The 24937-nt window shown below is 54.6% G+C and carries 22 protein-coding genes; 7 read left to right on the top strand and 15 right to left on the bottom strand.

Going from position 1 to position 24937, the window contains the following annotated elements; translation table 11 throughout:
- Positions 1–6: 6 nt before the first annotated feature.
- The 4 genes from secD to queA form a co-directional block, all read right to left on the bottom strand.
- A complete protein-coding gene (gene secD / locus ACLJQJ_RS00735) occupies positions 7–1854 on the bottom strand; it encodes a protein translocase subunit SecD (RefSeq protein WP_000934811.1) in 1848 nt (615 codons plus the stop codon).
- Positions 1855–1881: 27 nt separating this feature from the next.
- Positions 1882–2214 (bottom strand): preprotein translocase subunit YajC, encoded by a 333-nt coding sequence (yajC, locus tag ACLJQJ_RS00730; RefSeq protein ID WP_000007628.1) that lies wholly within the window; start codon positions 2212–2214, stop codon positions 1882–1884.
- Positions 2215–2236: 22 nt separating this feature from the next.
- Positions 2237–3364, bottom strand: a complete 1128-nt coding sequence (tgt, locus tag ACLJQJ_RS00725; RefSeq protein WP_000667305.1) for a tRNA guanosine(34) transglycosylase Tgt — start codon at positions 3362–3364, stop codon at positions 2237–2239.
- Positions 3365–3560: 196 nt separating this feature from the next.
- Positions 3561–4625, bottom strand: coding sequence for a tRNA preQ1(34) S-adenosylmethionine ribosyltransferase-isomerase QueA (gene queA, locus ACLJQJ_RS00720; RefSeq protein WP_001266525.1), 1065 nt, complete (start codon positions 4623–4625; stop codon positions 3561–3563).
- A gap of 93 nt (positions 4626–4718) precedes the next feature.
- Between queA and acpH the strand changes: the two genes are divergently transcribed.
- Both acpH and ACLJQJ_RS00710 read left to right on the top strand, forming a co-directional pair.
- A complete protein-coding gene (gene acpH, locus ACLJQJ_RS00715; RefSeq protein ID WP_023202233.1) occupies positions 4719–5300 on the top strand; it encodes an ACP phosphodiesterase in 582 nt (193 codons plus the stop codon).
- A gap of 209 nt (positions 5301–5509) precedes the next feature.
- Positions 5510–6112 (top strand): peroxiredoxin, encoded by a 603-nt coding sequence (locus tag ACLJQJ_RS00710; RefSeq protein WP_000244731.1) that lies wholly within the window; start codon positions 5510–5512, stop codon positions 6110–6112.
- 71 nt (positions 6113–6183) lie between these two features.
- Here ACLJQJ_RS00710 and malZ read toward each other — a convergent pair whose 3' ends face one another.
- The 5 genes from malZ to phoB form a co-directional block, all read right to left on the bottom strand.
- Entirely contained in the window at positions 6184–8001 is a 1818-nt protein-coding gene (malZ, locus tag ACLJQJ_RS00705; protein ID WP_063808887.1) for a maltodextrin glucosidase, read from the bottom strand.
- Positions 8002–8162: 161 nt separating this feature from the next.
- Positions 8163–9533 (bottom strand): proline-specific permease ProY, encoded by a 1371-nt coding sequence (gene proY / locus ACLJQJ_RS00700; RefSeq protein ID WP_001555879.1) that lies wholly within the window; start codon positions 9531–9533, stop codon positions 8163–8165.
- Positions 9534–9607: 74 nt separating this feature from the next.
- On the bottom strand, positions 9608–10927 hold the full coding sequence (brnQ, locus tag ACLJQJ_RS00695) for a branched-chain amino acid transporter carrier protein BrnQ (RefSeq protein ID WP_000149625.1): 1320 nt from the start codon (positions 10925–10927) through the stop codon (positions 9608–9610).
- 408 nt (positions 10928–11335) lie between these two features.
- Positions 11336–12631 (bottom strand): phosphate regulon sensor histidine kinase PhoR, encoded by a 1296-nt coding sequence (gene phoR, locus ACLJQJ_RS00690; RefSeq protein ID WP_023232055.1) that lies wholly within the window; start codon positions 12629–12631, stop codon positions 11336–11338.
- 69 nt (positions 12632–12700) lie between these two features.
- Positions 12701–13390, bottom strand: a complete 690-nt coding sequence (phoB, locus tag ACLJQJ_RS00685; RefSeq protein WP_000113921.1) for a phosphate response regulator transcription factor PhoB — start codon at positions 13388–13390, stop codon at positions 12701–12703.
- A gap of 214 nt (positions 13391–13604) precedes the next feature.
- Here phoB and sbcD point away from each other — a divergent pair, with 214 nt between their 5' ends.
- The 3 genes from sbcD to araJ all read left to right on the top strand — a co-directional run bounded on the left by sbcD (position 13605) and on the right by araJ (position 19289).
- On the top strand, positions 13605–14807 hold the full coding sequence (gene sbcD / locus ACLJQJ_RS00680; RefSeq protein WP_063808888.1) for an exonuclease subunit SbcD: 1203 nt from the start codon (positions 13605–13607) through the stop codon (positions 14805–14807).
- Complete coding sequence (gene sbcC, locus ACLJQJ_RS00675; RefSeq protein WP_063808889.1) at positions 14804–17944, top strand: exonuclease subunit SbcC; 3141 nt, start codon at positions 14804–14806, stop codon at positions 17942–17944. The genes sbcD and sbcC overlap by 4 nt, the downstream gene beginning before the upstream one ends.
- Positions 17945–18116: 172 nt before the next feature.
- Positions 18117–19289, top strand: coding sequence for an MFS transporter AraJ (araJ, locus tag ACLJQJ_RS00670; RefSeq protein ID WP_063808890.1), 1173 nt, complete (start codon positions 18117–18119; stop codon positions 19287–19289).
- Between the two features lie 19 nt (positions 19290–19308).
- Here araJ and mak read toward each other — a convergent pair whose 3' ends face one another.
- The gene (mak, locus tag ACLJQJ_RS00665; RefSeq protein ID WP_063808891.1) at positions 19309–20217 is read right to left on the bottom strand and encodes a fructokinase; all 909 of its coding nucleotides are present in this window, start codon (positions 20215–20217) and stop codon (positions 19309–19311) included.
- A 125-nt stretch (positions 20218–20342) separates the two neighbouring features.
- On the opposite strand from mak, the gene rdgC reads away from it, so the two are divergent.
- On the top strand, positions 20343–21254 hold the full coding sequence (gene rdgC, locus ACLJQJ_RS00660) for a recombination-associated protein RdgC (RefSeq protein WP_000964305.1): 912 nt from the start codon (positions 20343–20345) through the stop codon (positions 21252–21254).
- Between the two features lie 37 nt (positions 21255–21291).
- Here rdgC and ppnP read toward each other — a convergent pair whose 3' ends face one another.
- From ppnP to ACLJQJ_RS00635, 5 genes are all read right to left on the bottom strand, one after another.
- Positions 21292–21576: a pyrimidine/purine nucleoside phosphorylase gene (gene ppnP / locus ACLJQJ_RS00655; RefSeq protein ID WP_000941953.1), complete on the bottom strand. Its 285-nt coding sequence runs from the start codon at positions 21574–21576 to the stop codon at positions 21292–21294.
- 70 nt (positions 21577–21646) lie between these two features.
- Complete coding sequence (locus ACLJQJ_RS00650; protein ID WP_001276437.1) at positions 21647–22324, bottom strand: AroM family protein; 678 nt, start codon at positions 22322–22324, stop codon at positions 21647–21649.
- Positions 22325–22574: 250 nt separating this feature from the next.
- Positions 22575–22766, bottom strand: coding sequence for a protein YaiA (gene yaiA / locus ACLJQJ_RS00645; protein WP_001143161.1), 192 nt, complete (start codon positions 22764–22766; stop codon positions 22575–22577).
- Between the two features lie 26 nt (positions 22767–22792).
- Positions 22793–23338 (bottom strand): shikimate kinase AroL, encoded by a 546-nt coding sequence (aroL, locus tag ACLJQJ_RS00640; RefSeq protein ID WP_000983569.1) that lies wholly within the window; start codon positions 23336–23338, stop codon positions 22793–22795.
- Positions 23339–23522: 184 nt separating this feature from the next.
- Positions 23523–23978, bottom strand: coding sequence for a YaiI/YqxD family protein (locus ACLJQJ_RS00635; RefSeq protein WP_000158134.1), 456 nt, complete (start codon positions 23976–23978; stop codon positions 23523–23525).
- Positions 23979–24117: 139 nt separating this feature from the next.
- Between ACLJQJ_RS00635 and proC the strand changes: the two genes are divergently transcribed.
- Positions 24118–24927, top strand: a complete 810-nt coding sequence (proC, locus tag ACLJQJ_RS00630; protein ID WP_000412193.1) for a pyrroline-5-carboxylate reductase — start codon at positions 24118–24120, stop codon at positions 24925–24927.
- Positions 24928–24937 lie beyond the last annotated feature (10 nt).

Here is a 24937-nt window from a genome sequence, read left to right as displayed (position 1 = left end):
CACTCCTCAGATTGACAGCTTAGTGACGCGCTTGCCGCCATATAGCAGGTTTACGATAGCACGCGTACCGATAATCGCGGTAAACATCGACGTCGCCACACCGATACCGGTCGTAATCGCGAACCCTTTAATTGCCCCGGTACCGACAGCATACAGAATGATGACTTTAATCAGCGTCGTGATGTTCGCATCGAAGATGGAACTGAACGCGCCGGCATAGCCTTCGTTTATCGCCTGCTGTACCGTGCGGCCATTACTCAACTCTTCTTTGATGCGTTCGTTAATCAGAACGTTGGCGTCGACCGCCACCGCAAGGGTTAACACGATACCCGCAATCCCCGGCATACTGAGCGTTGCCCCCGGCAACAGCGACATGATACCGACAATCAACACCAGGTTAGCCACTAACGCGCTGGTCGCAATCAGACCAAACTTCTTATAGAAGAAGATCATGAACAGGATGGAGACCACCAGACCGGCCAGACAGGCTTCCAGGCCCTGCTTAATATTTTGCATACCCAAAGTCGGGCCAATGGTGCGCTCTTCAACGATCTGAATCGGCGCAATCAGGGCGCCCGCACGCAGCAACAACGAGAGCTGACGCGCTTCGTTCGGGTTGCTGATACCGGTAATACGGAAGCTGTTACCCAGCCGAGACTGGATGTTGGCAATGTTAATCACCTCTTCCTGTTTCACCAGTACGGCGCGACCGTTAGCGTCTTTCTTACCGCTGTCTTTATACTCCACAAACAGGGTCGCCATCGGTTTGCCGATATTGTCCTTAGTGAAGTTAGACATGATATTGCCGCCTGCGCTATCCAGCGAGATGTTAACCTGCGGTTGGTTATATTCATCCTGGCTGGACGTCGAGTCGGTGATATGGTCGCCGGTGAGGATCACGCGTTTGTACAATACCACCGGCTGACCTTCGCGGGTCTGTTTCACTTCGGAATCGCCCGGTACGCGCCCGGCAGCAGCGGCGGCCTGGTCAACGTTGGTATTCACCAGACGGAATTCCAGCGTCGCGGTCGCGCCGAGAATTTCTTTCGCGCGAGCGGTATCCTGGATACCCGGCAGCTCAACCACAATACGGTCTGCGCCCTGACGCTGTACGACTGGCTCCGCGACGCCCAGTTGGTTAACACGGTTACGCAGAATATTAATGTTCTGCTGAACGGCGTATTCGCGCGCTTCGCTCAGGCGCGCATCGGTCATTACCGCGCGAAGTTGATTGCCGCTCTGGCTGGAAATCACCAGGTCACGATGACGCGGCGTCAGATAGGCGATCGCCTCATCACGCGCTTTGCTGTCACGGAACGTGATGCTCAGCCCATAATTATTTTCTTTACGAACGGTGGTATAAGGAATGCCTTTTTCACGCAGATCGCTGCGCAGGCTATCGATATTTTGTTCCTGGAGTTTACCTAACGCGGTATCCATATCCACTTCCATCAGGAAGTGAACGCCGCCGCGCAGATCAAGACCGAGCTTCATCGGATCGGCGTGAATAGCCGCCAACCAGCGCGGCGTAGCCGGCGCAAGGTTAAGCGCCACGACATATTTATCCCCCAGCACGCTCATCAGCGCTTCACGGGCGCGTAGCTGGGTATCGGTGGTGTCGAAGCGCGCAAGAATAGCGCCCTCTTCCAGTGCCACAGACTTAGCGGGAATTTTTTCTTCTTGTAACGTTTTCTGGACCTGGATCAGCGTTTGCTCACTGGCGGCGACGCCGCGCACGCCAGTGATTTGAACAGCCGGATCCTCACCATACAGGTTGGGAAGTGCGTAAAGCAGGCCGACGATAATCACGACGACCAGCATGATGTACTTCCACAAAGGATAACGGTTTAACACGGCAGTTCCCTTTGGGAAAACGAAATATTACAGCGCCTTCATGGTGCCTTTCGGCAGAACGGCAGCTACGAAGTCACGTTTGATAACCACTTCCGTGGTGTCATTCAGCGCGATGGCAATGTAGCCGGCTTCCGCTACTTTGGTCACTCGACCGACCAGACCGCCATTCGTCAGAACTTCATCACCTTTCGCAATGGAGTCCATCAGCTTTTTGTGCTCTTTGGTGCGCTTCTGCTGCGGGCGCAGGATCATGAAATAGAAAATCAGACCAAACACCACCAGCATTAAAATCAGAGACATCGGGCTGCCCTGCGCCGGAGCACCTGTTGCCGCTACCGCATCAGAAATAAAAAAGCTCATTCAAATTCCCTCATTATTAAAATTAATCAACGTTCAAAGGTGGAACGGGTCGCCCCTGACGTTGGTAAAACTCGGTTACGAAGCTCTCTAATTTACCCTCTTCAATAGCCTTGCGTAAACCCGCCATCAAACGCTGGTAGTAACGCAAGTTATGAATGGTATTGAGACGCGCACCTAATATTTCGTTGCAACGGTCGAGATGATGCAAGTAAGCGCGTGAATAATTGCGACAGGTGTAGCAATCGCACTCGGCGTCAAGCGGGCTGGTGTCGCTTTTATGCTTTGCATTACGAATCTTCACCACGCCGTCGGTCACAAACAGATGACCATTACGGGCATTTCGCGTTGGCATGACACAGTCAAACATATCAATACCGCGACGCACCCCTTCCACCAGATCTTCCGGTTTACCCACGCCCATCAGGTAACGCGGTTTGTCAGCCGGGATCTGCGGGCAAACGTGCTCCAGAATGCGGTGCATATCTGCTTTCGGCTCACCGACAGCCAAACCGCCGACAGCGTAGCCATCAAAGCCAATCTCTACCAGACCTTTCACCGAGATATCGCGTAAATCTTCGTAAACGCTACCCTGAATGATGCCAAAAAGCGCATTCTTATTGCCAAGGCTATCAAAACGGTCGCGGCTACGCTTCGCCCAACGCAACGACATCTCCATCGAGCGTTTAGCATAGTCCCAGTCTGCCGGGTACGGCGTACATTCATCAAAGATCATCACGATATCGGAACCGAGATCGTACTGGATCTCCATCGACTTTTCCGGATCGAGGAAAATCGGATCGCCGTTGATCGGGTTACGGAAGTGCACGCCTTGCTCGGTAATCTTACGAATATCGCCGAGGCTGAAGACCTGGAAGCCGCCGGAATCGGTGAGAATCGGCCCTTTCCACTGCATAAAATCGTGCAGATCGCCATGCAGCTTCATGATTTCCTGACCCGGGCGCAGCCACAGGTGGAAAGTGTTGCCGAGAATAATCTGCGCGCCGGTCGCTTCCACTTCTTCCGGCGTCATGCCTTTTACCGTACCGTAAGTACCCACAGGCATAAAGGCTGGCGTTTCCACTACGCCACGATCAAACACCAGACGACCGCGACGCGCGCGACCATCGGTGGTATCTAACTCAAATTTCATTATCACTCCTGCGTCAGAAAAACAGTCCGACGTTTAACGACTCGCTACGGAATGATTCCATAGCTAATAAATTCCCGAAGGCGTCATCGGCGCAGCCAGTTTGGGGTCGACCAGCGCACAACCACCGGAGCGTACACGCAGTACGTGAGGATGGTGAGCACTGCCCGGCGTCAAAATGGCAAGTGAGATAGCCTTCTTACGGACGCTCAGAAATAGCCTGCGGATTGTACGTGATAAACATCGCGTCCCCGTAGCTAAAAAAGCGATATTTTTGTTCTACCGCAGTCTTATAGGCATTCATGGTGTGTTGATAACCGGCAAATGCGGAAACCAGCATAATCAACGTCGATTCCGGCAGATGGAAGTTGGTGATCAGCGCATCAATCACTTTGTATTGATAACCTGGATAAATAAAGATTTGCGTATCGCCGAAGAACGGCTCTATCAAATCGCTTTTTGCCGCCTGCGCCGCGCTTTCCAGCGAGCGTACCGAGGTCGTGCCGACGGCGATAACCCGGTTGCCGCGCGCTTTCGCCGCCAGCACCGCGTCGACCACCTCTTGCGGCACCTCAGCATATTCGGAGTGCATGATGTGATCTTCAATGGTATCGACACGCACCGGCTGGAAAGTGCCCGCGCCGACGTGTAGCGTAACAAACGCCATTTCGATACCTTTCTCACGAAGCGCCGCCAGCAGCGGCTCATCAAAGTGCAGCCCGGCGGTCGGCGCGGCGACGGCGCCCGGTTTTTCACTGTAGACCGTCTGGTACAGTTCGCGGTCGGCGTCCTCGTCCGGGCGGTCGATGTACGGCGGCAACGGCATATGGCCGATGGCGTTAAGAATATCCAGCACCGGACGCGGGTCATTAAACTCAACTTCAAACAGAGCGCCGTGACGCGCGGTCATGGTCGCGTGAATACTTTCGTCGTCGCCCAGCAGCAGTTCCGTACCCGGTTTTGGCGCTTTAGAAGCGCGAATATGCGCCAGGATGCGTTTATCATCGAGCATACGTTCGACCAGCACTTCTATCTTGCCGCCGCTGGCTTTACGGCCAAACAGCCGCGCCGGGATCACGCGGGTATTATTGAAGACCAGCAAATCGCCAGGGTTGAGCTTATCGAGCAGATCGGTGAAAGTACCGTGCGTCAGCGCGCCCGTCGGCCCCTCTAATGACAGCAAACGGCAGCGACTGCGTTCCGGCTGTGGGTAGTGGGCAATCAGGGATTCGGGTAGTTCAAAGGAAAAATCGGTAACGCGCATGACTCTGACTCAGACTAAAATAAGAGGCGGGTAGTCTAGTGCCGGGGCGTTCCCGCTGCAACCGTTACCCGCTTTTTGGACAGAGAATCAATAATGAATTTTCTTGCTCACCTGCATCTGGCGCACCTTGCCGACAGCTCGCTTTCCGGTAATCTTCTGGCCGATTTTGTCCGCGGTAACCCGGCAACGCATTATCCTCCTGACGTGGTAGAGGGTATTTATATGCATCGGCGTATTGACGTCATGACCGACAACCTGCCGGAAGTTCGTGAGGCGCGAGAGTGGTTCCGCCATGAAACTCGGCGCGTGGCGCCCATTACGCTGGACGTCATGTGGGATCATTTTTTATCGCGCCACTGGACGCAAATCTCCCCTGATTTTCCACTTCAGGCGTTTGTCGGCTACGCCCATGCGCAGGTCGCGACGATTCTGCCCGACTCCCCGCCGCGCTTTGTCAACCTGAATGATTATCTTTGGTCAGAAAAATGGTTAGAGCGGTATCGCGATATGGGTTTCATTCAAAACGTGCTGAATGGCATGGCGAATCGCCGTCCCCGGCTGGATGCCTTGCGTGATTCCTGGTACGATCTGGACGCGCACTACGACGCGTTAGAAGAGCGCTTCTGGCATTTTTATCCGCGTATGATGGCACAGGCCGCCCGCAAAGCGCTGTGACGGCCTGATAGCGAGGGCGTGCGTCAGATCCGCCGTTGGCAGAAAGATGGTTCGCTGTCATAAAGGGGTCATCATTACGATTTATAATGACCCGATCGATAGGCAAAAGCTGTCTCATTGATTGTCAAGACCGCATTGTTTTGTCGCTTCGCCCTCCCTATACTGCCCGCGTTGCGTTCTAAAACCCTTAATATTGCAGGAGAATTATTATGGTACTGGTTACTCGTCAGGCCCCGGATTTCACCGCTGCGGCGGTACTGGGTAGCGGTGAGATTGTTGATAAATTCAACTTCAAACAGCACACCAATGGTAAAACGACCGTTCTGTTCTTCTGGCCGATGGACTTCACTTTTGTTTGCCCGTCTGAGCTGATCGCCTTCGATAAACGTTATGAAGAATTCCAGAAGCGCGGCGTTGAAGTGGTTGGCGTTTCTTTCGACTCTGAGTTCGTCCACAACGCATGGCGTAACACCCCTGTCGATAAAGGCGGCATTGGCCCGGTGAAATACGCAATGGTCGCCGACGTGAAGCGTGAAATTCAGAAAGCTTACGGTATCGAACACCCGGACGAAGGCGTTGCGCTGCGCGGCTCTTTCCTGATTGACGCTAACGGTATTGTTCGCCACCAGGTCGTAAACGATCTGCCGCTGGGTCGTAACATCGACGAAATGCTGCGTATGGTCGACGCGCTGCAGTTCCACGAAGAGCACGGCGATGTCTGCCCGGCGCAGTGGGAAAAAGGCAAAGAAGGCATGAACGCCTCTCCGGACGGCGTGGCTAAATACCTGGCTGAGAACATTTCCAGCCTGTAAGTCAGTGCATTGATAAAAGGCTCGCGAATGCGAGCCTTTTTTATGCGTGCGGTGTTACGAACCACCTCGCCTCAACGATTCATCCATACCGTCGCGGAAATCGCGGGTAAACGAAGTCTTCCCTCGCGGATGTCACCGCTTCCCGTTTTACATTGCCATCCGGCCACGTTCAGCAACGGCAACGCTTCCAGCGCCACTTCACAGGCCTCGCCCCGGTTAATCGCCACCAGCGCCCGCTGCTGCTGATAAACTCGCACGAATACCACTACGTCACCTTCGGCATACAGCGCCTGGCATCCGCCACGACGCAGCGCCAGACTGCGCTGACGCAGTTTCGCCATACGCTGGTACAGCGCCAGCAAGTTGCCGTCCTGCTTGCGTTCATCCCACGGGAACGGTTTGCGGCACATGGGGTCATTTGCGCCGTCCACGCCGACTTCATCGCCGTAATAAATACATGGCACGCCGGGCCAGGTAAACAGCCAGACCACCGCCAGCGGCAGGCGCGCCGCGTCTTTACCGAGCAAGGTTTTAAAGCGCGCAGTATCATGGCTGTCGAGTTGATTAAACATGCGTAGTTGCTGCTGGTGCGATAATCCGGCGCGGTAGTTATCCATCCACGCGATACAGGTCCGGGCATCGATATGCTGTGGTTCGTAAGCGATATCAGTATTGGCGAGAAATCCCCACAGCGGGAAGGTGAAGCCGCGATAATTCATGGCGGCATCTTCCGCATCGGCCTGTAGCCACTGCCGCGCATCGCCGAAATGTTCCCCCACAATATAGGCTTCGGGCTGCGCTTCTTTTGCCGCCCGGGTAATACCGGCGACGTGCTGCAAATTATGACGCGCCCCGCCCGCCTCGCCCAGCATATGTACGACATCCAGCCGCCAGCCGTCCATATTCCACGGAGCCTTTAGCCAGTGACGAACGATACTGTCCTCACCGCGATAGATCTCATCCACCAGCGTTTCTGATTGATAATCGAGTTTCGGCAGGCTCGGATAACCCAGCCAGTCCAGCGCCACGCCTTGTGGTGAAAAGGAGTACCAGTCGCGCCACGGCGAGTCCGGGTGATGGCACGCGCCGCCAGTGCTGCGGTTATGCCTGTCAAACCACGCATGCGAGTCGCCGCTATGATTAAACACGCCATCCAGCACCAGCCTCATGCCCTGCGCCTGGGTTTCACGCCGCAGGCGTAGCAGCGCCCGATCGCCGCCAAATTGCGGATCGACATGGCGATAATCTTCCGTGTCGTACTTATGGACGCTCGGCGCGGTAAATACCGGATTCAGATATAGCGCTGTGACGCCCAGTTTTTTCAGATACGGCAGCTTCTCACAAATGCCATTCAGACAGCCGCCGTAAAAGGTGGAACCGCCCGCCTGGGGGGTTAAAGGATCGTCCCAGTCGCGCAGCACAATCTCCTGACCTGCGGCATGATGGTAGTACACCCGGTCCTGATCGGCTTCACGCGTCGCGCTGCGGGCAAAACGATCCGGGAAGATCTGATAAAAAATTTGATCGGCGACCCACTGCGGGCCGCTGTCCGGAACATCAACGGCAAATTGTTCCAGACGCGCCGGTGGGAAGCGGTTAAATCCCTGCGGCGTAAACCAAAGCTGGCGGTCGTGCCAAAGCAATTTAAAGCTGTAACGGCGACGGGGTTGCCCTAACGCGATATTGAGCGTCGCTCGCCACGCCGTCACGCCCGGCTGCGGCTGGCGGCGCTGTTTGCGCATCGCCAGTGAGATTTCTTCATTATCGAATTCTGAGCGCAACGTCACGCGAGACGGCGGATTTTCTCCGCTCAGCCACAGCGTAATGGTTAATTTATCGTTATGTTGCTTCACAAATGGGGCAACCGGTAAGTGCCAGGCATTCAACATCTCGTATCCCCTCTACTGAAAATGGGGCCACCTTGCCACAGAGATTTAAAGGATAACTCATCATCCAGGGGTTTATTAGGGGAGGAGGCTCCAGGAGGAGAAGCGGCTCCGCTTATCCGGTCTACCGTTGCCTGCAGACCGGATAAGGCAGAGAAAAACGACTACGCCTGCGCCAATTGACGGTCGCGACGGCGTTTAAATATCCAGCCAATCAACAGCAGAACTATCCAGGCGAAGCCCACATACAGTGAGATGCGGGTATCCGGATGGTAGCCGATAAGCGCAATAATGAAGACCAGGAAAATCAGACCCGCTATCGTCGTTACGACACCGCCCGGCACCTTAAACTTCAGCGCTTTTACCTCTTCCGGCGGTAAACGACGACGGAAAGCGATTTGCGACAGCAGGATCATAATCCATACCCATACCGTCGCAAACGTCGCCAGCGAAGCAATCACCAGGAAGACGTTTTCCGGCATGATGTAGTTCAGGTAAACCGCAAACAGCAGCGCAATCGTCATCACCAGCACAGTAACCCACGGAATACCACGGCGTGACGTTTTGGCAAAGACTTTCGGCGCGCTCCCCTGCTCCGCCATACCATGCAGCATACGGCCTACGCCAAACACATCAGAGTTGATAGCGGAAAGCGAGGCGGTCAATACCACAAAGTTCAGAATGCTGGCGGCAAAGGTAATCCCCATATGCTGGAACGTCAGCACAAATGGGCTGCCGTTTGTGCCGACCTGATTCCACGGATAGATAGACATAATGACGAACAGCGTGCCGACATAAAATACCAGGATACGCATCGGTACTGAGTTAATGGCGCGCGGAATGGATTTCTCCGGGTCTTTCGCTTCCCCGGCGGTGATACCGATAATCTCAATCCCGCCGTAAGCGAACATCACCATTTGCAGCGACATGATCATTCCCAGCCAGCCATTGCTGAAGAAGCCGCCGTTGCTCCACAGGTTATGAATGCCGGTCGGCTGCCCACCGTTGCCAATTCCCCACACAATGATGCCGATACCCGCGACAATCATGATAATAATGGTGGCGACTTTGAAGAAGGAGAACCAAAACTCCAGCTCGCCGAACACCTTGACGCTCATCAGGTTGATGGCGCAAATGATCAGCACCACGCTAAGTACCCAAATCCAGTGCGGCACGGCGGGGAACCAGACCCCCATATAAATGCCGAACGCGGTCACGTCGGCAATGGCGACGATCAGGATCTCAAAACAGTAGGTCCAGCCGGTAATGTAGCCCGCAAGCGGGCCGAGGTTTTCTTGCGCATAGCGCGAAAATGAGCTGGCGGCAGGGTTGTGAACGGACATTTCCCCCAATGCGCGCATAATGATATATGCCGCGACCCCGCCAATAATATAGGCCAACAGCACGCTCGGCCCCGCCATTTTGATGGCGTCCGCCGAGCCGTAAAACAGGCCGGTGCCGATTGCCGAACCTAATGCCATAAAGCGAATGTGCCGGGTGCTCAGCCCACGCTTTAGCTTATTATTGCTTTCCATCAATTTCTGACCTATCAACACAATAAAAAACCACGGGGCGTTAAGCCCCGTGGTGTACACATATGTCAGCGATTTTAGTGAGCGCTGGAGGTCACCTGCCGACCCGCCGCGCGATCCCAGATAATCGCCAGGATCACCATCACCACCGTTGGCATCAACCACGCCAGTCCCTGTTCCGCCAGCGGCAAACGCTGACTCCAGGCTGGCAGCATATCGCCAAAGGCAGATGCTTTGATGCCGTCAAGGATACCAAAAAGCAGACTGATAAACATGGCCGGCGCGATGATGCGGGTGGAATTATGCCACCATGAGCGGGTAAAACTTAATACAACCAGTGCGATACACGGCGGATAGATAGCCGTCAGCACCGGAATGGAGATTTGAATCAGATGGCTCAGTCCGAGGTTTGACACCACCATAGAGAAGCCGCCGAGAATAAAGACCAGCGTGCGGTAAGACAGCGGAATATACTGCGCGAAAAACTCAGCGCAGGCGCAGGTCAGCCCCACCGCCGTCACCAGACACGCGATAAAGATCAGCGCCGCCAGCAGGAAGCTTCCCGCGCCGCCAAAGGTATGCTGAACGTAGGCATGAAGAATCGCCGCGCCGTTCGCTGACTGATCGACCAGCGTCGCGCTATCAGAACCTAAGCGGAACAAGGCAAGGTAAAGCAGCGTCAGCCCCACGCCCGCCATCAGGCCGGCCCAGACCGTGTAACGCGTCAACAGGCGCGCTTCGGTCACGCCGCGAGAACGCGCCGCGTTCACAATAACGATACCAAACACCATCGCGCCCAGCGTATCCATCGTCAGATAGCCATTCACAAATCCGTTAGAAAAGGCCGCATTCTGATAAGCGTCCAGGGCGTTGCTGATTGGACCGGCAGGCCAAACGATAGCCGCGACGGAAAGGATGACCAGCGCAATAATTTTCAACGGCGCCAGGAAATTCCCTACCGTATCCAGCAGCTTACCCGGATAGAGGGAAACCAGAATAACGATAGCGAAATAGACCACGCTGTAAATCAGCAACGGCATTGCAGAATCGCCGGTCAACGGAGCGATACCGACCTCAAACGACACCGTCGCGGTACGCGGCGTCGCAAATAACGGCCCGACGGCCAGATAGCAAACGGTCGCCAGCAGGAGTCCCGCCACTTTACCAATCGGCGTACTGAGGCTGTCTACGCCGCCGCCGACTTTCGCCAGCGCCACAACAGTAAGAACCGGTAGCCCTACGGCGGTAATCAGAAAGCCAATAGCGGCTGTCCAGACGTGTTCACCCGCCTGCAAACCGACCATAGGAGGAAAGATAATATTGCCTGCGCCAACGAACAGCGCAAATGTCATAAAGCCCAGGGCGATGATATCGCGCGATTTTAACTGATGGGTCATAAAGTCTTACTGCCTGTGGATGGTGATGTTGTAAACATTAAAATTTTTGCCTTTCCCGGAGGATTATAAAGCGGCGTTTTTTATCAATTTCAGCGGGAAAAGCTCCCGGACCGATGCGGCGAAGAATTGTTTTTCGATTTACCGCGCAAATGCAGTCGTAATGACAGCACCTGAAGCGCAATTTAAACGCTTATAACGTTTTAAAGCAAGGTGGGATCTAAAAACCAGATGAATATAGCGATATGAAATTTACAACCAGAATAAAACACCATTCTCATGAAAAAGTTATGGCTAATCATGCGAACAAAAAATCACCAAACGTTGAATGTTTCAACGAGCCCGTCTTAACTGCAAAGAAAATAAGCCAGCATCCGCTGGCTTATGGAAAGTTATACTTACGAAAGGCAATTAATCACTATTTTTGGCAAGTAAACGTTCCGGCAGCACAAAGCTAAATCGCGTTCCTTTGCCAGGCGAACTGTCGATTTCAAGGCGGCTTTCATGGTGATTCAACGCATGTTTCACAATCGCCAATCCCAGGCCGCTGCCGCCCGTTTGCCGCGAACGCGCTTTATCGACGCGGTAGAAGCGTTCGGTCAGACGAGGAATATGCTCGGCAGCAATCCCCGGACCGTTATCTTGAATGCAAAATTCAGCGCCATGCGCGGCACGTCGCCAGCTCACCGTAATATGCGTTCCCGCCGGCGTATGGTTTACCGCGTTATACACCAGGTTTGAGATCGCGCTACGTAGCTGCTCTTCATTACCCAGAACGCTAAGACTATCGTCGACCTCAAACGTAAAGGTATGTTTCTGCTGGCTGAGCGTCTGCGCTTCACGCTCCACGACCCGCAGCATCATCGGTACATCCACTTTTTCATTTAATAACAGCGCCGGGGCCGCCTCAATTTTAGACAGCGTAAGCAGTTGTTTTACCAGCCCTTCCATACGATACGTTTGCTCGCGCATCGTATGCAGCGCTTTCTCTCGCGTCGCCCCCTCCAGCGCCTGTTCCTGCATCATTTCCAGATAGCCTTGCAATACCGTCAATGGCGTACGCAATTCATGGCTAACGTTGGCGAAAAAGTTACGTCTGGCGCCTTCAAGCTGATGCATTTGCGTCACATCGCGCGCCACCATCAGGAGTTGTTTATCGGTATAAGGCATGACGCGGATCTCCAGGTGCCGCCCGGTATTGAGCACCAAATGAAGCGGACGGGTGAAATCACGCGTTTTTAAATACTGGGTAAACTCCGGATAACGCAGTAGATTGAGAATATTCTGCCCGTTGTCATCCGGCCAGCGTAGCCCCAGTATCTGTTGCGCCAAACCGTTACACCAAAAAATGCCGCCCTCTTCTGTGGTCAGTACCACGGCATCAGGCAGCGACTCCGCGCCGCTGCGAAAACGTTTAATCAGGTTCCCCAGCTCGCGGCGACGCTTCTTATTTCGCAACTGCATCTGGTGTAAACCGTATAACAGCGGTTCCCAACTTCCCCGTCCCGGCGGCGGCGTCATACTTCTGTCGACCCAAAGCCACCAGGAGAGGCGTAATAAATTCCAGAAATGCCAGACAAGCAGTCCCGTCACCGCCGCCAGTAAAAACCACGGCAGATAACCAAAAAAAGCGCTAAGGATAAGCGCGGGGATGCAACAGAGCACCAGCTCCAGCACCAGCCTTTTCCATGACAGCCGTTCCAGCACGCGTCATACTCCCTCAAGAATGGAAAGCCTTCTCCGCCAGAAACCTGTGATCAACTGGCGGAAAAGGCATTAAAAGCGGGTCGAAAAACGATACCCTGTCCCGCGTACCGTTTGCACCATCCGGTCGTGGCCGCTGTGCTCCAGCGCCTTACGCAAACGGCGAATATGCACGTCGACCGTCCGGTCTTCAACGTACACATTGGTGCCCCAGACATGATTGAGCAGCTGTTCGCGGCTGTAAACCCGTTCCGGGTGCGTCATAAAGAAATGGAGTAATTTAAATTCGGTCGGCCCCATATCCAGCGGGCTGTCGCCGGTCATCACGCGGTGAGAGCCAGGATCAAGGCTCAGTCCCTGCATCTCGATCACCTCTTCGACCGCCATCGGCGAGATACGCCGCATAACGGCTTTAATGCGCGCCACCAACTCCTTGGGGGAAAACGGCTTGGTAATGTAATCGTCAGCGCCGGTTTCCAGCCCGCGCACACGATCTTCTTCCTCACCTCTCGCGGTCAGCATAACCACCGGAATATCCCGGGTCATGGCCTCACGTTTGAGATGTTTAATAAACTGTAACCCTGACCCGCCGGGCAACATCCAGTCAAGAAGGATGAGATCCGGCCAGGGTTCATTAAGTTTATTCACCGCACTGTCATAATCTTCGGCTTCTACGGGCTGAAAGCCATTTTGTTCGAGCACGAAGCACACCATTTCACGGATCGGCGCCTCATCTTCTACGACCAGAATACGTCTCGCCATAATTTGCCCTGTTAGTCGTTAGTTATCAATGCCGCGCCATTATGCGTCAGATTTATGACAGATTTATGAAAAAAAAAGGCGGCATTGACAGCATGTTGATGATTTATGACACCAGTGAAACCGTGCATTACCGTGTACCGGCGGTAAATTGCGCCCAAAAATGGAGGGGATGACGTGTATAATCCCGTTTACGCTTTTTTTGCATGGAACAATTATGCGCATCCTCCACACCTCTGACTGGCATCTGGGACAAAACTTCTACAGTAAAAGCCGCGCCGCGGAGCATCAGGCTTTTCTGGACTGGCTGCTGGAGACCGCGCAGGCCCATCAGGTGGATGCCATTATTGTCGCTGGCGATATTTTTGATACCGGTTCGCCGCCAAGCTATGCCCGAGAACTTTATAACCGTTTCGTCGTTAATTTACAGCAAACGGGCTGTCATCTGGTGGTGCTGGCCGGTAATCATGATTCCGTCGCCACGCTGAACGAGTCGCGCGACATTCTGGCGTTTCTCAATACAACCGTGATCGCCAGCGCGGGCTATGCGCCGCGGCTACTTCATCGTCGCGACGGTTCTCCGGGCGCCGTACTGTGCCCCATTCCCTTTTTGCGCCCGCGCGACATTATTACCAGTCAGGCGGGGTTATCCGGCAGCGAGAAACAGCAGCAACTTCTTCATGCGATTGCCGATTATTATCAACAGCAGTATCAGGAAGCGTGCCTGCTACGCGGCGAACGAAAGCTGCCGGTTATCGCGACGGGACATTTAACCACCGTCGGCGCCAGCAAAAGCGATGCGGTTCGCGACATTTATATCGGTACGCTGGATGCCTTTCCGGCGCAGCATTTCCCCCCAGCGGATTATATCGCATTGGGACACATTCACCGCGCGCAATGTGTCGGCGGCACAGAGCATATCCGCTATTGCGGCTCGCCCATCGCCCTCAGCTTTGATGAGTGCGGCAAAAGCAAATGCGTGCATCTGGTGACCTTCGAGCAGGGGAAATGGCAAAGTACCGAAAGTCTGGCTGTCCCCGTGACTCAACCGTTGGCGGTTTTAAAAGGCGACCTGGCGTCAATTACCGAACAGCTTGAGCAGTGGCGCGACGTTGAGCAATCGCCCCCCGTCTGGCTGGATATTGAAATCACCACCGATGATTATCTGCACGATATCCAGCGCAGAATACAGACATTAACGGAGTCACTCCCCGTAGAGGTATTACTGGTGCGCCGTAGCCGCGAACAGCGCGAGCGCTCGCTGGCGAACGAGCGGCGGGAAACATTAAGCGAGCTTAGCGTGGAAGAGGTTTTTGCGCGGCGTCTGGCGCTGGAAGCGTTAGATACCCCGCAGCGCGAGCGCCTGAATCAGCTCTTTTCCAGCACGCTCTACGCGTTGAATGAGGAGCACGAGGCATGAAAATTCTCAGTTTGCGTCTGAAAAACCTGAACTCGCTGAAAGGAGAATGGAAGGTCGATTTTACCGCCGAACCGTTTGCCAGTAACGGGTTATTCGCCATTACCGGCCCGACCGGCGCGGGAAAAACCACCTTGCTTGACGCCATCTGCCTGGCGTTGTACCACGAAACGCCGCGCCTGAATACGGTATCGCAATCGCAAAACGATTTGATGACGCGCGATACGGCGGAATGTCTGGCCGAAGTGGAGTTTGAGGTAAAAGGCGAAGCCTGGCGCGCGTTCTGGAGCCAGAACCGAGCCCGAAATCAGCCTGACGGCAATCTCCAGGCCCCACGCGTGGAGCTGGCGCGGTGTTCAGACGGAAAGATCTTTGCCGATAAGGTAAAGGATAAACTGGAGATGATCGCCACGTTGACCGGGCTGGACTACGGGCGCTTCACCCGTTCGATGTTGTTATCACAGGGGCAGTTCGCCGCCTTTCTTAACGCCAAAGCGAAAGAGCGCGCAGAGCTTCTGGAGGAGCTCACCGGCACTGAGATTTACGGGCAGATCTCCGCACAGGTATTTGAAAAACATAAATCAGCCCGTCTCGAACTGGAAAAGTTACAAGCGCAGGCCAGCGGCGTCGCCCTATTGGCGGACGAACAGTTACAGCAACTGGAAGTCAGTTTGCAGGCGCTTACTGACGAAGAGAAACGCCTGCTGGCCGACCAGCAGGGACAGCAGCAGCACCTTCACTGGCTGACCCGAAAAAACGAGCTCCACACTGAATTACACGCCCGGCAGCAGGCGCTGTACGCGGCGCAAGAGGCGCGAGAAAAAGCGCAGCCGCAGCTCGCGGCGTTGACACTGGCGCAACCCGCTCGCCAGTTGCGCCCGCATTGGGAGCACATTCAGGAACAAACCCGCGCCGTTGAGCGTGTTCGCCAGCACAGTGATGAAGTGAATGCTCGCTTACAAAGCGCGTATCGCCTGCGCCAGCGTATCCGCGCCTGCGCGCATCGACAATTCACACAACTGAACGCCACAGGGCAGCGGTTGAAGACATGGCTGGCGGAACACGACGGCATCCGCGTCTGGCGCAGCGAACTGGCGGGGTGGCGAGCATTATTAACACAACAATCCCACGATCGGGCGCAACTGAGCCAATGGCAACAGCAGTTGCTGAGCGATACGCGTCAGCGTGATGCGCTACCGCCGCTCACGCTCGACCTCACGCCACAGGCGCTGGCGGAAGCCAGAGCATTGCATACCCGGCAGCGTCCGCTACGCCATCGTCTCGCCGCGCTTCAGGGGCAAATTCTCCCGAAACAAAAGCGTCAGGCGCAGCTACAGGCAGCTATCGCGCGTCATCATCAGGAGCAGGCGCAATACACCCAACGTCTGGCGGATAAGCGTTTGAGTTATAAGACTAAAGCGCAGGAGCTTGCGGACGTTCGCACTATTTGCGAGCAGGAGGCGCGCATCAAAGATCTGGAAAGCCAGCGGGCGCACTTACAGTCCGGCCAGCCGTGTCCGCTTTGCGGCTCGACGACGCACCCCGCCATCGCCGCCTATCAGGCGCTGGAACTGAGCGCGAATCAAACCCGCCGCGACGCGCTGGAAAAAGAGGTCAAAACGCTGGCGGAAGAAGGCGCGGCGCTGCGAGGACAGTTAGATGCCTTAACGCAACAATTACAGCGGGATGAAAGCGAGGCGCAGTCGTTGTTGCAGGAGGAGCAAGCGCTTACTGAGGAATGGCAAACGCTGTGCGCTACGCTGGGCGTTCAGCTCCAGCCGCAAGAAGACCTCGCGGGCTGGCTGGCCGCCGCGGAAGAGCATGAGCAACAGTTGGATCAGCTCAGCCAGCGTCATGCTCTACAAACGCAAATCGCGGCGCATACTGAACAGGTAGCGCGCTTTACCGCGCAGATTGCGCAGCGTCAGGCGTCGCTGACGGCTGATTTGGCGCAGTATACGCTTTCCCTTCCAGCGCCAGAAGACGAGGCTTCGTGGCTGAATGAGCGCGCCGACGAAGCGAAAATATGGCAACAGCGTCAGACCGAGTTCGCGGATTTGCAAACGCAGATCGACAGGCTTGCCCCGTTGCTGGAAACGCTACCGCAAACGGATACCGCGGATTCCGACGACGACGTGCCGCTGGATAACTGGCGGCAGGCGCATGATGAGTGCGTGTCATTACAAAGCCAGTTGCAAACCCTGCAGGAACAGACGACGCAGGAACAGCAGCGCGCCGCCGAGGCGATAGCGCACTTTGATGCGGCGTTAAAAAATAGCCCGTTTGACAGCCAGGCAACGTTCCTGGCGGCGTTGCTGGATGAAGAGACCGTGACCCGTCTGGAAAAACAACAACAAACGCTGGAAAGTCAGCTACAACAAGCGAAGGCGTTAAGCGCGCAGTCCGCGCAGGCGCTGGCTGACCATCAGCAACAGCCGCCCGCCGGTCTGGACCCAACGTGTACGGCGGAGCAGCTCGCGCAACGGCTGACGCAGTTGGCGCAACAACTGCGCGAAAACACGACACGCCAGGGGGAAATCCGCCAGCAAATTAAACAGGATGCAGATAATCGGCAGCGCCAACGCGCGCTGATGGCGGAAATGAAGCAAACCTCTCAGCAAGTGGAAGACTGGGGCTATCTCAATGCGCTGATCGGCTCTAAAGAAGGTGATAAGTTCCGCAAATTCGCCCAGGGACTGACGCTGGATAATCTGGTCTGGCTGGCGAATCATCAGCTCACCCGCCTGCATGGCCGCTATTTATTGCAGCGCAAAGCCAGCGACGCGCTGGAACTGGAGGTTGTCGATACCTGGCAGGCCGACGCCGTGCGCGATACGCGAACGTTATCAGGCGGCGAAAGTTTCCTGGTCAGCCTGGCGCTGGCGCTGGCGTTATCAGATTTGGTCAGCCATAAAACGCGCATTGATTCTTTGTTCCTCGACGAAGGCTTCGGCACGCTTGATAGCGAAACGCTGGACGCCGCGCTGGATGCGCTCGACGCGCTGAATGCCAGCGGGAAGACCATCGGTGTGATTAGCCATGTGGAAGCCATGAAAGAACGTATCCCCGTGCAGATAAAAGTGAAAAAAATCAATGGGCTTGGTTATAGCAAACTGGACAAAGCGTTTGCTGTGGAGTAACGCGAGTGTCATCCTGCGCACAGCATACTGTCATGACATAGCATAATAATGAATACACAAAGACGGATAAGGAATGGTATTACCTCGCGCTTATCCGCAAGCTATACGTTGATTGGCTGTGACAATTCACAGCCACAGCGCGCAACATGCGCCTTTATTTTCGGCAGGTGGTATGAAAAAAGTTATTTTTTCTTTGGCGCTGGGTACGTTCGGACTGGGGATGGCCGAGTTTGGCATTATGGGCGTGCTGACGGAGCTGGCACGCGATGTCGGGATAACGATTCCCGCCGCCGGGCATATGATCTCGTTTTACGCCTTCGGCGTCGTGCTGGGCGCGCCTGTTATGGCGCTCTTTTCCAGCCGCTTTTCGCTTAAACATATACTGCTGTTTCTGGTCACGCTGTGCGTGATGGGCAATGCCATATTTACCTTTTCCTCGTCATATCTGATGCTCGCCGTCGGCAGACTGGTTTCCGGCTTTCCGCACGGCGCCTTTTTTGGCGTCGGCGCCATTGTCCTGTCAAAGATTATCCGCCCCGGGAAAGTCACCGCCGCCGTCGCGGGTATGGTTTCAGGAATGACGGTGGCGAATCTGGTGGGCATTCCGGTCGGCACTTACCTGAGCCAGGAATTTAGCTGGCGCTACACCTTTTTATTGATCGCGGTTTTCAACATCGCTGTGCTCACCGCAATTTTCTTCTGGGTGCCGGATATCCGTGACAAAGCCCAAGGCAGCCTGCGCGAGCAGTTCCACTTCTTGCGTAGCCCCGCGCCGTGGCTCATTTTCGCCGCCACGATGTTCGGCAATGCGGGCGTTTTTGCCTGGTTCAGCTATATCAAGCCATTTATGATGTACATCTCCGGTTTTTCGGAGACGAGCATGACGTTTATTATGATGCTGGTCGGGCTGGGGATGGTGTTAGGCAATCTGTTAAGCGGCAAACTCTCCGGCAGATATACGCCGCTGCGCATCGCGGTAGTGACTGACCTCGTTATCGTGCTCTCTCTCATGGCGCTCTTTTTCTTCAGCGGATACAAAACGACATCGCTGACTTTCGCGTTTATCTGCTGCGCTGGTCTGTTTGCGCTCTCTGCGCCGCTGCAAATCCTGCTGCTGCAAAACGCCAAAGGCGGCGAACTGCTGGGCGCGGCGGGAGGGCAAATCGCCTTTAATCTCGGTAGCGCGATTGGCGCCTGGTGCGGCGGGCTGATGCTGACGCTAGGTTTTGCGTACTACTACGTGGCGCTTCCCGCCGCCCTGCTCTCGTTTTCCGCCATGTCGTCGTTGCTGGTATACGGACGTCTAAAACACAAGCAGCCATCGGTCACGCCGGTTGCCGGATGACGCCATCCGGCTAAAAACGTTACGCCAGCGGCCACAGCCAGGCCGCGCCGCGCACGCCGCTTGAATCGCCATGCCGCGCCTTACGTACCGGCGTCTCGCACTCGCCGCCAAAAACAAACGATTTCATCAGCGACGGAACCGTCTTGTACAGGCGCTCAACATTGCTCATTCCGCCGCCCAGCACAATGACATCCGGATCCAGAATATTCACGACATGAGATAATGCTTTCGCCAGCCGTAGCTCATAACGGCTTAACGCCAGTTCCGCCACGGCGTCCTGCACGTCGACCAGACGAATAATCTCATCGCCTTTTAGCGCTTTACCGCTCAAACGCTGGTAATCCGTGGCAAATCCCGTACCGGAAATAAAGGTTTCGATACAGCCTTGTTTACCGCAATAACAGGGAATTTCTTCGCGGTAACGCAACTCATCGTCATCCATCCACGGCAACGGATTGTGACCCCATTCACCTGCCGTACCGTTGCCGCCGATGTGCGCCCGGCCATTTAGCGCTACGCCCGCGCCGCACCCGGTACCGATAATCACCGCAAATACCGTTTGCGCCCCCGCCGCCGCGCCATCTACCGCTTCCGATACCGCCAGACAATTGGCATCGTTGGCTAACCGCACTTCACGCTTCAGACGACGGCTCACATCGCTATCGAACGGCTGGCCGTTAAGCCACGTAGAGTTAGCGTTTTTTACCACGCCGGTGTAAGGCGAGAGAGAACCGGGGATGCCAATGCCGACGCTACCGGTCTGGCCGGTCGCCTGTTCCGCCATGTCGACCAGCGTAGCGATGGTTTCTATCGTTTGCTGATAATCCTCCCGCGGCGTAGGCAGACGATGGCGAAACCGCTGCTCTCCTGCATCATCAAGCGCAATGACTTCCGTTTTTGTGCCGCCTAAATCGATACCAATACGCACATACCGCTCCTCATTTTTTGGGAATATCAACAGGGTAGAATTCACCGTTCTGATTGGCAATGCAAGCCTGCCGACAATTCGTTACTATACCGCCTGGATTTAACGACAAGGCCGTGGAAATTATCATGCTGTGGTTCAAAAATTTAATGGTTTACCGTCTTAGCCGCGATATCACATTACGCGCCGAAGAGATGGAGAAACAGCTCGCCTCAATGACGTTTACCCCATGCGGTAGCCAGGATATGGCCAAAATGGGCTGGGTTCCGCCGATGGGCTCTCACAGCGATGCGTTAACGCACACCGCCAATGGCCAAATTATTATTTGCGCGCGCAAAGAAGAGAAAATCCTGCCATCGCCAGTGATCAAACAGGCTCTGGAGGCGAAAATCCAGAAACTGGAAGCCGATCAGGGACGCAAGCTGAAGAAGACGGAAAAAGATTCCCTGAAGGATGAAGTGTTGCATTCGTTGCTGCCGCGCGCGTTTAGCCGCTTCAGTCAGACAATGATGTGGATTGATACCGTTAACGGCCTGATTATGGTTGACTGCGCCAGCGCGAAAAAAGCGGAAGATACTTTGGCGCTACTGCGTAAAAGTCTTGGCTCGCTGCCGGTCGTCCCGCTGGCGCTGGAAAATCCGATTGAGCTGACGCTCACAGAGTGGGTGCGCTCCGGTACGGTAGCTCAGGGTTTCCAGTTGCTGGACGAAGCCGAATTGAAAGCGATGCTGGAAGATGGCGGCGTGATCCGCGCGAAAAAGCAGGATCTGGTCAGCGACGAGATCGCCGTTCATATTGAAGCGGGTAAAGTGGTCACGAAGCTGGCGCTCGACTGGCAGCAGCGCATTCAATTCGTCATGTGCGACGACGGCTCCATTAAGCGTCTGAAATTCTGCGATGAGCTGCGCGATCAGAACGAAGATATCGACCGGGAAGATTTTGCCCAACGTTTTGACGCGGACTTTATCCTGATGACCGGCGAGCTGGCGGCGCTGATTCAAAGCCTGGTGGAAGGATTAGGCGGCGAAGCGCAGCGCTAACCAGAGGGTCCCTCTCCGCCGGAGAGGGGACTCACCGTTACAAATAGCGGCACAGATACGAGGTGGGCTCAGCGACCTGGAGATGAAACTCGCTGTGGCCAGGCACGTTAAACACCTCACCGGCTGTATACACTTTCCATTCGACAGTTCCCGGCAACAGTACCTTCAACGCGCCGCTCACAACCGTCATCTCTTCGGGTTCGGCGGTGCCAAAGGTATACTCCCCTTCCGCCATCACACCAACGCTGGCCCGGCCGGTGCTACTGCTGGTAAATCCAATAGACTTCACTTTCCCGGAAAAGTATTCATTGCTTTGTAGCATAATCAGGCCCCGTCTCATTATTAAATTAACACCCAATATAGAGTCCTGACGTTCGGCCTGTCACGTAAAATTAGACAAGCAGTTCTGAAGCTAACCGCGCAATCAAAACGTTAGAGAGTAAAACCGGCACATCCAGCGCCTGCTGTAAAATATCCCGATGACGCTGATGAAAACCCAGACAATCCAGCATAATGACGTCCGCGCCTTGATCCAGTAGCGCCTGTCCGGCATCAATTAACTGTTGCTCAGAACCGTGAACCGGATTCGCCAGCGAATACACCGGCGGCATTTGCAATACCTGCCATTTTTTCTCCTGGGCCGCCAGAAGTTCTGCAACAGGCACAATCACGCCAACCTGATGTCCATCCACAATAGAGGCGACAAGCGGTGGAATAATACGCAGCGGTTCAAGCAAAATAGAATTACGGGCTGCCATACTTTTAATCGCCGCGGTGCTCATCAGTATAATGACATCATAACCCTGGTTATCCAGCACCTCGACAACGCTCTGTAAATCTCGCTCCACTTTCTGGCGGGAAACATGGGCTATCTGGTTATCATTCAGCAACGTCAAAAGCGGATCGTCGCCAGGCTCTACAGCGTAATCCGCCATAACGTCTTCCCGGCTCATTTTTCCCAGCAGGCTATGATGGGTGATGTGTTGTTCGTCGATGTATTCCGTCAGAAGCGGTAACACTTCGCTCATTGGCACAACGCCGATTGTGAGGATTGCCAACGACGCACTCATTTTTATTCCACCTTATTACTTCGTCGTAATTCCCGGGCAAATATTCACACGCTCACCGCGCTACCTGCCCTACAAATCTCAGAAAGCGTAGCAGCAGATGAGCAACGTATTGTGTAAAGATTCCAAATAACTCCAATATTGTATTGTTATCGCTTAATTTACGGTTTTAGTTGCCAGTATAAATGTTTCAAGAATGTGATGGAGATACAATTTAGGGGTACCCGGAATCCCTTCCGAGTGGTTCATGCGTCTATGATTTATCCGGATCTTCGTAACGTTTTTTCGCATCCATCGCTTCTTCTGCGGTCGGATGCTCGCTGATGAGCGAATCAGGTTTTGGATGGTCAGCCCGTAGCTGATACCACGTCACCGTCTGGCCCGGCGTGCCTTTTTCAATGGTGACGATATAAGCTTCCCGCGGATAAGGTGGTCTGGTTGGCATAGCGTTTCCTTTATTCTGGGTGAGCGTTAAGTATAGACATCTCCCTGTAACCGTTGCGTCGAGGGCGGCAGCGCCGCAATAATTTCAGAAACGACCTGGGCCGGCGCTTTCGTCGCGTCAATAATGTAATGCGCCGTTTCGCGATACAACGCGTCACGCTGCTCAAGCACTTCCCGAACCTCTTCGCTCAACGGCTTGCCGGTGAGGGTCGGGCGCAGATCCGCTTCAGGTTCAGCCTCAAGCCGGTTAACCAGCGTGGATACCGGCGCGCACAGATAAATCACTACGCCAACACGGTGCATATAACGTCGGTTATACTCCGTGAGAATAATACCGCCTCCCGTCGCCACGACAGTCGAAGGCGCGCTTACCGCCTCCAGGGCCGCGGTTTCCCGGGCGCGGAACCCTCCCCAGCCTTCTTTTTCAACGATATCAGCGACGCTCATCTGCACGTGCGATTGCAGCCAGCGGTCGGTATCTGCAAACCGAAAACCGGTTGCCTGCGCCAGCGCCATACCGATGGTGGTTTTCCCACAGCCCCGCGGGCCAACAAGATAAAGAGGTTGCATCATAGCAGGCGTTCCCCCAGGAACTGCGCATACGCAGGATTTGATATCAGCAATGTTATAATCATATCATCTAACTAGTACAACGCATAAATGTAAATAATAATTTACACAAAGGTACTAAAGTCACAATATTAGTACTATAGCAAGAATCAGAAATGAATAAACTGTAAATTTTTCATTACACGATTTATTTTTTACGCTGGCTTTCCAGCCACCACTTATCCAGCTCGGCGGCAAAATGCTGACGATCGCGCGGCGAGAGACTGTTTGGTCCCCCCGTTTGTACGCCGCTGGCGCGTAGCGTGTCCATAAAGTCACGCATCGTCAGACGTTCGCGAATCGTGGCGTCGCTATAGCGTTCTCCCCGGGGATTAAGAGCCGCAGCGCCTTTTTCCAGCACTTCAGCCGCCAGCGGAATATCCGCGGTAATCACCAGATCGCCCGCTTCGCATTGACGCACGATTTCATTGTCCGCCACGTCAAACCCGGCGGCCACGCGGAGCGTGCGGATAAAACGCGAAGGCGGCACGCGCAAGGCCTGATTGGCAACCAGAATAAGCGGCAACTGCATCCGCTCGGCGGCGCGGTACAAAATTTCTTTAATGACATTCGGACACGCATCCGCATCCACCCAGATGGTCATAATGTCTCCCGTACGGTATACAATCTTTTATTGTCTCGCGCTTTTGCCTTTCATCAAAGTGCTGTTTCTCCTTCTGCCCGTTTTCAATCCGCGTTAAGCTAACCATTCCCCATAACACACAAACATAGGGAGTGACGAGATGGAGAAGAAAATCGGTTTTATTGGCTGCGGTAATATGGGCAAAGCCATTCTTGGCGGACTGATTGCCAGCGGTCAGGTACTTCCCGGCCAGATCTGGGTCTACACCCCCTCCCCCGATAAAGTTGCCGCCCTGCATGACCAGTACGGCATTAATGCGGCGCAAAGCGCGCAGGAGGTCGCTCAGGTCGCGGATATCGTTTTCGGCGCGGTAAAACCGGGCATTATGGTGAAAGTGCTCAGTGAAATCTCCTCCAGCCTGAACAAAGACTCGCTGGTGGTCTCTATTGCCGCAGGCGTAACGCTTGATCAGCTTGCGCGCGCGCTGGGACACGACCGTAAAATCATTCGCGCTATGCCGAATACGCCGTCGCTGGTCAACGCAGGAATGACCTCCGTCACGCCCAACGCGCTGGTCACACCGGAAGATACGGCTGATGTGCTGAATATTTTCCGCTGCTTTGGCGAGGCGGAAGTAATTGCTGAGCCGATGATCCATCCGGTGGTTGGCGTGAGCGGATCTTCGCCGGCCTATGTCTTTATGTTTATCGAGGCGATGGCGGACGCTGCCGTTCTGGGCGGTATGCCTCGCGCTCAGGCTTATAAATTCGCCGCGCAGGCCGTTATGGGATCGGCGAAAATGGTACTCGAAACCGGAAAGCATCCCGGCGAACTGAAAGATATGGTGTGCTCGCCTGGCGGAACGACGATTGAAGCCGTACGCGTTCTGGAAGAACGTGGCTTCCGCGCTGCGGTAATAGAAGCGATGACGAAGTGTATGGAAAAATCAGAGGCGCTCAGTAAATCCTGAAGCCCGGCTG

The organism is Salmonella sp. SAL04202, from assembly GCF_046550775.1.
Lineage (GTDB): Bacteria > Pseudomonadota > Gammaproteobacteria > Enterobacterales > Enterobacteriaceae > Salmonella > Salmonella enterica.
The sequence above is the reverse complement of the archived record's forward strand: the minus strand, read 5'-3'. Positions and strand labels throughout refer to the sequence as shown.

What these genes read in the sequence shown, in the direction of transcription:
- yajC (WP_000007628.1), bottom strand. Translation starts at nt 2,214, where the DNA reads ATGAGCTTTTTTATTTCTGATGCGGTAGCGGCAACAGGTGCTCCGGCG.
- tgt (WP_000667305.1), bottom strand. Translation starts at nt 3,364, where the DNA reads ATGAAATTTGAGTTAGATACCACCGATGGTCGCGCGCGTCGCGGTCGT.
- queA (WP_001266525.1), bottom strand. Translation starts at nt 4,625, where the DNA reads ATGCGCGTTACCGATTTTTCCTTTGAACTACCCGAATCCCTGATTGCC.
- acpH (WP_023202233.1), top strand. Translation starts at nt 4,719, where the DNA reads ATGAATTTTCTTGCTCACCTGCATCTGGCGCACCTTGCCGACAGCTCG.
- ACLJQJ_RS00710 (WP_000244731.1), top strand. Translation starts at nt 5,510, where the DNA reads ATGGTACTGGTTACTCGTCAGGCCCCGGATTTCACCGCTGCGGCGGTA.
- malZ (WP_063808887.1), bottom strand. Translation starts at nt 8,001, where the DNA reads ATGTTGAATGCCTGGCACTTACCGGTTGCCCCATTTGTGAAGCAACAT.
- proY (WP_001555879.1), bottom strand. Translation starts at nt 9,533, where the DNA reads ATGGAAAGCAATAATAAGCTAAAGCGTGGGCTGAGCACCCGGCACATT.
- brnQ (WP_000149625.1), bottom strand. Translation starts at nt 10,927, where the DNA reads ATGACCCATCAGTTAAAATCGCGCGATATCATCGCCCTGGGCTTTATG.
- phoB (WP_000113921.1), bottom strand. Translation starts at nt 13,390, where the DNA reads ATGGCGAGACGTATTCTGGTCGTAGAAGATGAGGCGCCGATCCGTGAA.
- sbcD (WP_063808888.1), top strand. Translation starts at nt 13,605, where the DNA reads ATGCGCATCCTCCACACCTCTGACTGGCATCTGGGACAAAACTTCTAC.
- sbcC (WP_063808889.1), top strand. Translation starts at nt 14,804, where the DNA reads ATGAAAATTCTCAGTTTGCGTCTGAAAAACCTGAACTCGCTGAAAGGA.
- araJ (WP_063808890.1), top strand. Translation starts at nt 18,117, where the DNA reads ATGAAAAAAGTTATTTTTTCTTTGGCGCTGGGTACGTTCGGACTGGGG.
- rdgC (WP_000964305.1), top strand. Translation starts at nt 20,343, where the DNA reads ATGCTGTGGTTCAAAAATTTAATGGTTTACCGTCTTAGCCGCGATATC.
- ppnP (WP_000941953.1), bottom strand. Translation starts at nt 21,576, where the DNA reads ATGCTACAAAGCAATGAATACTTTTCCGGGAAAGTGAAGTCTATTGGA.
- ACLJQJ_RS00650 (WP_001276437.1), bottom strand. Translation starts at nt 22,324, where the DNA reads ATGAGTGCGTCGTTGGCAATCCTCACAATCGGCGTTGTGCCAATGAGC.
- yaiA (WP_001143161.1), bottom strand. Translation starts at nt 22,766, where the DNA reads ATGCCAACCAGACCACCTTATCCGCGGGAAGCTTATATCGTCACCATT.
- aroL (WP_000983569.1), bottom strand. Translation starts at nt 23,338, where the DNA reads ATGATGCAACCTCTTTATCTTGTTGGCCCGCGGGGCTGTGGGAAAACC.
- ACLJQJ_RS00635 (WP_000158134.1), bottom strand. Translation starts at nt 23,978, where the DNA reads ATGACCATCTGGGTGGATGCGGATGCGTGTCCGAATGTCATTAAAGAA.
- proC (WP_000412193.1), top strand. Translation starts at nt 24,118, where the DNA reads ATGGAGAAGAAAATCGGTTTTATTGGCTGCGGTAATATGGGCAAAGCC.